Genomic DNA, 7217 nt, shown 5'->3' on the forward strand with positions numbered 1-7217 from the left:
GCCGCGTAACAGATCCTCCACGTAACGGGCCAGCTGATCGGAGTTCTGCACGGCCCCGCCTTGGATGGCCGCTTCCAACCCGGAGGAAAACGCGTAGCCACCGGACGGGAAGAATGTGTCGATGAACCGGAGCCCTTCCAGTAATGCGGGCGTATTCATATCGCGTACATGAGAATAAACGGACGGCCGGCTACTTTCACGATCACTCGTACGCGTAGCCGAACCGGCCGTTCAGTTCGTTAGAATAATTGGTACCGCTGCGCCAGCGGCAGCACAATCGCCGGCTCGCAGATGAGCGGCACACCGTCCGCGGTCACAATGTACGTCTCAGGATGCACTTCCACTTTTGGGAGCGCGTCGTTCAACTTCAGATCGCGCTTCTTCACGCTGCGGCAATTCTTTACTGCCGCGATACGCCTCTGCAAACCAAGCCGCTTGGGGATCTCGTGGTCCAAGGCCGCCTGCGATACGAAGGTAAAACTGGTGCTGGACAATGCGCGGCCGAATGCGCCGAACATCGGCCGACTGATCGTCGGCTCCGGAGTCGGGATCGACGCGTTGGGATCACCCATTTGCGCCTGAGCGATGAAACCGCTCTTCAACACCATTTCGGGCTTGACACCGAAGAATTCCGGCCTCCAGATCACGAGATCGGCGATCTTGCCGACCTCCACCGACCCGACCTCATGGGCGATGCCATGCGTGATGGCCGGATTGATCGTATACTTGGCCACGTAGCGCCGGGCCCGGAAGTTATCGTTCTGACCGGAATCCTTTCCGCTCGTGGGCTTGAGATGCCCACGCTGTACTTTCATCTTATGGGCGGTCTGCCACGTGCGCGTGATGACTTCTCCGATTCGGCCCATGGCTTGCGAGTCCGACGACATCATGCTGATCGCGCCCATATCATGCAGAATGTCTTCGGCCGCAATGGTCTCGCGTCGGATGCGGGATTCCGCGAACGCGAGGTCTTCGGGACTCCGCGGGTTCAGATGGTGAACCACCAGCAACATGTCGAGGTGCTCATCAATCGTGTTGACGGTAAACGGCCTCGTGGGGTTGGTCGAGGACGGCATCACGCTGGGCTCTCCGCAAATCTCGATGATGTCCGGCGCGTGACCGCCGCCCGCGCCCTCCGTATGGTAGGTATGGATCGCTCTCCCCTTGATGGCCTTGATGGTATCCTCGAGATAACCGGCCTCATTGAGTGTGTCCGTATGGATTGTCACCTGCACATCGTAACGATCCGCCACGCTCAAGCAGGTGTCGATCGCAGCCGGCGTGGTGCCCCAGTCTTCATGCAGCTTCAACCCGATGGCGCCCGCCTCGATCTGTTCATTCAACCCTTCAGGCCGCGAGGCGTTGCCCTTTCCCGTATACCCGAGATTGATGGGAATCCCCTCCGATGCTTCCAGCATGCGATGAATATTCCATGGCCCCGGCGTGCAGGTCGTCGCATAGGTTCCCTGAGCAGGCCCGGTTCCGCCGCCGATCATCGTGGTTATGCCAGTAGACAGCGCTTCCCAGCATTGTTGCGGACAGATGAAGTGAATATGCGAATCGATCCCGCCGGCCGTGATGATACGGCCTTCTCCGGCGATCACTTCCGTTCCTGGGCCGATCTCCATGCCTGGCGTGACATTCGGCATCAGGTCGGAATTGCCCGCCGAACCGATCCCGACGATGCGGCCGTCCTTGATGCCGATGTCCGCCTTGATGACCCCGGTGTAGTCAAGGATGAGCGCATTAGTAATAACGGTATCCAGCTGACCACTGGCGCTGGTAGCCCGGGCCGACTGCCCCATCCCGTCACGAATGGTCTTGCCGCCGCCGAACACCACTTCATCTCCCTGAGTGATCCGATCTTCTTCGACTTCGATGATGAGTTCCGTGTCGGCAAGCCGAACACGATCGCCGACGGTGGGACCGTACTGAGATGCGTATTGTTTGCGTGGAATTTTCACCGGGCGCCTCCTTTTCCGAATCCGCGATCAGCAGCGAGGGATACCGCCTTGGCTTTGACCTTCGGATCATCCAATAATCCATCCGTCAATCCGTTGATACCTATGGCAAGTCGGTTACCGGCAAAGGCCACGAGCGGCACCTTTTTTTCTTCTCCCGGCTCAAACCGCACCGCCGCCCCGGCTGGAATGGCCAGCCGGAACCCGAATGCCGGTTCACGCTCAAACTTGAGCGCGCGATTGGTTTCAAAGAAGTGGCAGTGGGACCCGACCTGGATTGGTCGATCACCTACATTCTTGACCGTCATCTCTTTCGTCTCCCGCCCCTTGAAGACTTCGATATCACCGGACGCAGCCATAATCTCGCCGGGTTTGATCGGAGCGGACAGCTCGGCTTTGACCGCGGCGGCTAAGGCCTCTTTTGATCTCTGTGACGACTCTTGTTTTTTCTTCTTTCCTCCTCCTGCCCCACTGACCTTCGTGATCAACGATTCATTCCACGCATACGCGATTCCATGTTGCCCCGCGTTTCCCAATAACGATGCTGCTCCGATTCCTGCCGCAACCCGTCCGCTCCGCGCGAAAAATTCTCGCCTGGAAGGTCCGGTCTTGGAAGCATCCTCTCCTCCTTTGGCATCTTTTGAATCCTGTGGCTCTTTCGCTTTCATGTTCTCTCACTCCTTTTCTTCGTAAAGCTGCGAACGCAGAATCCTCGATACACTGGTGCGTAAGAAGCCATCCCCTGCATCCCACTGTCGGCCTTCTCCATTCGGCAGCACAGCATGCCATGGCTATTGGATCGGATTGTGGACCGTCACGAGCTTTGTCCCATCGGGAAAGGTTCCTTCGACTTGAAAATCAGGGATCATCTCCGGCACACCAGGCATCACGTCTTTGCGCGAGAGCAACTGGGTTCCATAGGTCATCAGCTCCGCCACGGACTTCCCATCTCGAATACCCTCCATAACTGCCGATGCCAGGTATGCGACAGCCTCCGGATGATTGAGCTTAAGGCCGCGCTTCTTGCGATCGGCTGCGAGTAGCGCCGCGAGATACACCATCAGTTTGTCCTGCTCTCGTGGAATCAAACGCATGAGAGCCCTCCTTTCTTAGGAAGATTGATATTGGTTTGCAGGCGAGACAGGCTGAGCATCGCCGTCGTGCCTGAATGGGCGCCGAGCGAATATCGAGCGATCCACCCGACGCTGGAATACTACAGGGCCATACTCGGACGAGAGGCGCCACTAGGAAGTTCAGCAGTATCACTTAGAGGCAGAGTATTCGAACTATGGTAGGCAGAGTTTGACTCACTCATAACGGAGGGATCGGCATGAATGACTATTTGAAAAAGCGGTGGACAAGGGGTGTACTTGCGGGAGTCATGACGGCACTGATGGCTGGACTGGGATCCGCGCTGCCCAGTGCGTATGCTGCCGGCGAGATCAAGATCGATGAGGACAAGTGGATTTCCGTCGGCATCGGCATCCGGCTCGTTTTTGACGCAATTGAAAACCAAACCGGGCCGCCACCGGCTTCCGGCACTACGCCGGGAACTCATTACAGCAACAATTTCCGCATCCCCCACCAGCGTTTGTACATCAATGGACAAATCCACAAGTATGTGAAGTTCACCTTCAACACCGAATGCACGTGCGGGAGACAAGGCACCACCGGGCAGAACAATCTAAGTTTTGGAAGCAACTCCAGCATTATTTTGCTGGATGCGATCGGGAAATTCGAGTTCAACGAGAAGATCAACCTTTGGGTGGGACGCACCTTGGTCCCGAATGAGCGCGCTGAGCTGGCGGGACCGTTTAATCATGCGACCTTCGAATTTTTCCGAACCCCGTTCTTTCCCGCAGACTTCAGCGAAAATACCCCTGGGTCAGCCGGGAACAATGGTCCCGCTGGTAGCGCCGGCCTCTATGGCCGTGACAACGGCGCGGTCTTCTACGGCAAAATTCATCCCTTCGGCACGCATTTCCAGTATACGGCGTCGGTCTTCACGGGCCTCCGAGGCGGACCGAACGACACCGGCAGTTTGATGTACGCCGGACGTCTGCAGTGGAATCTGCTCAACGACGAAGAAAACACAGGTTACTATACGAGAGAAACCTATTTCGGAACCGCCGGAGACATCCTTGCCATTGCTGGCAACGTGCAACACCAGAAGGATGGCGCCGGATCCATTACTCTGGGGAGGAGCGACTTTACCGGTCTTTCCGTCGATCTCCTGTTTGAAAAGCCGCTCCCCAACAACATGGGCGTCTTCACCTTTAACGGTGAATTCAAACGGTTCTTCGCCAATTATGGTGCCGCCGCTGCAGCAAACCCGATAGGAGATTGCTTCTGCATATTCAACGGTCACTCGTGGACGGTTTTAGGTTTGTACCTGATCCCACATGAGATCGGCATCGGACGGTTCCAACCCTATGTGCGGTACACCAGCGTCGATCCCCTGTATAGCGACCGGCGCGCGGAATGGGAAACCGGTATCAATTACGTCATCGACGGCTTTGATGCACGTGTGTCCGTCTACTATCGATACGGCGATTTAAATACCAAGGGCACCAACAACTTTGGGCCGAATGTGGTCGGAGATAAGGTCGATTCGTTCCACGTGGCCTTGCAGCTGCAATACTAATAAACCTATATAAGCGGGCAAGAGCTCATCGGAGCGTCTACTTTTCTGACGTCATTCCCAAGAACATTGCCGTCGATATTTCGTCATGTGACGAACTGACGACAGGTCCACTTCGTCATTCTCATGTATCCTCTTTCTCTACTAACTGGAAATTCATCATAATCATTTGCATATCATATGGTTGGAATATCATCCTTGTTTAAAACTGACTGGAACAATCATTGCTTTTCTGCAAAACTAACATGCGATTGGAATGGATCGGCATAATTTCGATACAGGCACCGTGGAGGGTTGTCTCATGAATCGTCGTAACTGGATCGGAACAGTCTTGCTCCTCGTGTTGGTACTATCCACGGGCATTGGGCTGGTCGCCTGGAAATACGAATCCATTCAAAACTCCGCCGCGGCCTCTGCAAACCAACCGGAACCGATGGAGTCCATCACCGTCGCCGTCGCACGCGAGATAGATCATCGCCAGACCACCACCTCTATCGGAACGGTTCTGGCCCTCCGTTCGGTCCTGCTGAAGAACGAACTCGCCGGTACTGTCCGTGAAGTCCGGCTCACGCCGGGGCAGACCGTCGAAGCCGGCACCTTGCTGGTCGCACTCGACGTCTCCGTCGAAGAAGCCGACCTCAAGGCGCAGGAAGCACAAGCCGCTCTTACCAAAACGGTGCTTAATCGCCGACAGAACCTTAATCAGGAACTCGCCACGACTCAGGAGGAAGTCGATCGGGCTCGTGCGGACTTGGATATTGCCCAGGCCCAGATTGCCCGCACTAGGGCGATCATCGCCAAGAAGACCATCCGCGCGCCGTTCCGGGCGCGCGTGGGGATCGCCGATGTTCACCCCGGTCAATATCTGGACGAAGGAACGTTGCTCACAACGCTGCAGGGCGTCGGCGAAGCGGTCCATGTCGATTTCACGGTTGCCCAGCAGGTCGCGGCCGGTTTAGGGGTCGGCGAGACAGTCGAAGTGTTCGCGGCCGGCGAAGCCCCCGCTATCAGAGCCAACGTCGTTGCGCTCGATGCACGCGTGGATCCAACCACGCGGAATGCCGTGGTGCGGGCGCGGGTTGATGATGCGCTCCATATGCTGTCCCCCGGCGCGTCGGTCCGGGTTCGAGTTCCCGTTGGTCTCGCGCGAAAAGCCGTCGCCATCCCGGTCAGCGCGTTGCGTAAAGGACCGGGCGGCGATCAGGTATTCGTGATCGCGCCTGACCAGGATCACAAGAGTCGCGCGCATGTGCGGCAAGTGGAAAGCGGGACGATGGTCGGCGATCAAGTCGTGATTCAGGCCGGACTCGCCGTCGGCGAGACCATTGCCGCGTCAGGATCGTTCAAGTTGCGCGAAGGTGTGCTCGTCGTGGTTGCGCCTGAACCTTCCTCGCAAAAGCAGGCCCACGCACAACCGGTCGGCAAAGACTGAAACGATCACCAGTCGAAGAAGAATGAAGAAGAAATAAGGATATACCATGCGATCGTTCACCGATATCTTCGTGAAGCATCCGGTCCTTGCCGTGGTCGTCAACCTCGTAATCATCCTCGCCGGCTGGCGAGCATTGACGTCCTTGCCTGTGCAGCAGTACCCCCAAATCGAGAGTTCGTCCGTGGTTATCACGACGATCTATTACGGGGCGAGCGCTGAAACGGTTCGCGGATTTTTGAGCACGCCGATCGAGCGGGTCGTTTCCGCGATCAGCGGTGTCGACTACGTCGAATCGACCAGCCGGGCCGGTGTCAGCACCATAACCGTGCATTTGAAGTTGAACCACAGCAGCACGGCAGCCCTAGCTGAAGTCACGGCGCGGCTCCAGCAAGTGAGAGCGGAGTTGCCGACGGAAGCCGAGCCGCCCGTGATCGAGGTGCAGCGCGCCGATCGTCCCTACGCCTCGTTCTATCTCAGCTTTGCCTCCAGCGAACGAACTGTGCCGGCCGTCACAGACTGGTTGCTGCGCACACTTCAGCCGCAATTGGCCACGCTGGCCGGTATCCAGCGAGTCACCTTCGAAGGCGGGCGACAAATCGCCATGCGCATCTGGATTGATCCCGACCGCCTCGCATCCTTCAATCTGTCGCCCGGCGACGTACAGAACGCGCTGCGGCGCAACAACTACCTGGCCGCGGTCGGACGGACGAAGGGAAACTTTGCTCAGATCAACCTGCTCGCAAACACCGATCTTCGCTCCGCCGCCGAGTTCGAGGAGCTGATTGTCGCCGACCGAGGCGGGGCCATCGTCCGGCTAAAAGATATTGCGAAGGTGGAGCGCGAGGCCGAAGAAGCCGACATGATCGCCAAGTACAACGAGACGGAAGGCGTGTACCTCGGGATCTGGCCGGTACCGGGTGTGAATGAAATCGAGGTCCAGCATCGGTTGATCGACGAGATGGAGCGCATCCGGCCGACGCTGCCCCCCGACATCGACATGCAGCTGGTGTGGGACGGCACGATGTTCATGCGGAATGCGCTCACGGAAATCACGAAGACATTGTCTGAGACGATCTTGATCGTCGCCGTCGTCGTGTTCCTTTTTATGGGCTCGGTCCGAACCGCGCTGGTCCCCCTTGTCGCGATGCCGGTGTCGCTGATCGGCGCGGCTATCTTCATGGTT

Annotated in this window: 6 protein-coding genes; 3 read left to right on the forward strand and 3 right to left on the reverse strand. The window is 57.4% G+C overall.

The features are described from left to right. Window positions 1-239: 239 nt before the first annotated feature. From ureC to ACOSYY_RS05230, 3 genes are all read right to left on the reverse strand, one after another. Window positions 240-1958: an urease subunit alpha gene (gene ureC / locus ACOSYY_RS05220; protein ID WP_526023285.1), complete on the reverse strand. Its 1719-nt coding sequence runs from the start codon at window positions 1956-1958 to the stop codon at window positions 240-242. Window positions 1959-1960: 2 nt separating this feature from the next. Further along, the gene (gene ureB / locus ACOSYY_RS20370) at window positions 1961-2629 is read right to left on the reverse strand and encodes an urease subunit beta (protein ID WP_526023284.1); all 669 of its coding nucleotides are present in this window, start codon (window positions 2627-2629) and stop codon (window positions 1961-1963) included. A 123-nt stretch (window positions 2630-2752) separates the two neighbouring features. Beyond that, complete coding sequence (locus ACOSYY_RS05230; protein WP_421661210.1) at window positions 2753-3055, reverse strand: urease subunit gamma; 303 nt, start codon at window positions 3053-3055, stop codon at window positions 2753-2755. A 236-nt stretch (window positions 3056-3291) separates the two neighbouring features. Here ACOSYY_RS05230 and ACOSYY_RS05235 point away from each other — a divergent pair, with 236 nt between their 5' ends. The 3 genes from ACOSYY_RS05235 to ACOSYY_RS05245 all read left to right on the forward strand — a co-directional run. Then, complete coding sequence (locus tag ACOSYY_RS05235) at window positions 3292-4605, forward strand: putative porin (RefSeq protein WP_421661211.1); 1314 nt, start codon at window positions 3292-3294, stop codon at window positions 4603-4605. Window positions 4606-4903: 298 nt separating this feature from the next. Next, window positions 4904-6034 carry an efflux RND transporter periplasmic adaptor subunit gene (locus ACOSYY_RS05240; RefSeq protein ID WP_421661212.1) on the forward strand — a complete coding sequence of 377 codons (1131 nt, stop codon included), beginning with the start codon at window positions 4904-4906 and terminating at the stop codon, window positions 6032-6034. Window positions 6035-6080: 46 nt separating this feature from the next. Continuing rightward, window positions 6081-7217 (forward strand): efflux RND transporter permease subunit (locus ACOSYY_RS05245; RefSeq protein ID WP_421661213.1); only part of this gene is annotated, 1137 nt, incomplete at its 3' end.

The sequence above is a fragment of the Nitrospira sp. BLG_2 genome, assembly GCF_049222245.1.

What these genes read in the sequence shown, in the direction of transcription:
- ACOSYY_RS05235 (WP_421661211.1), top strand. Translation starts at nt 3,292, where the DNA reads ATGAATGACTATTTGAAAAAGCGGTGGACAAGGGGTGTACTTGCGGGA.
- ureB (WP_526023284.1), bottom strand. Translation starts at nt 2,629, where the DNA reads ATGAAAGCGAAAGAGCCACAGGATTCAAAAGATGCCAAAGGAGGAGAG.
- ACOSYY_RS05230 (WP_421661210.1), bottom strand. Translation starts at nt 3,055, where the DNA reads ATGCGTTTGATTCCACGAGAGCAGGACAAACTGATGGTGTATCTCGCG.
- ACOSYY_RS05240 (WP_421661212.1), top strand. Translation starts at nt 4,904, where the DNA reads ATGAATCGTCGTAACTGGATCGGAACAGTCTTGCTCCTCGTGTTGGTA.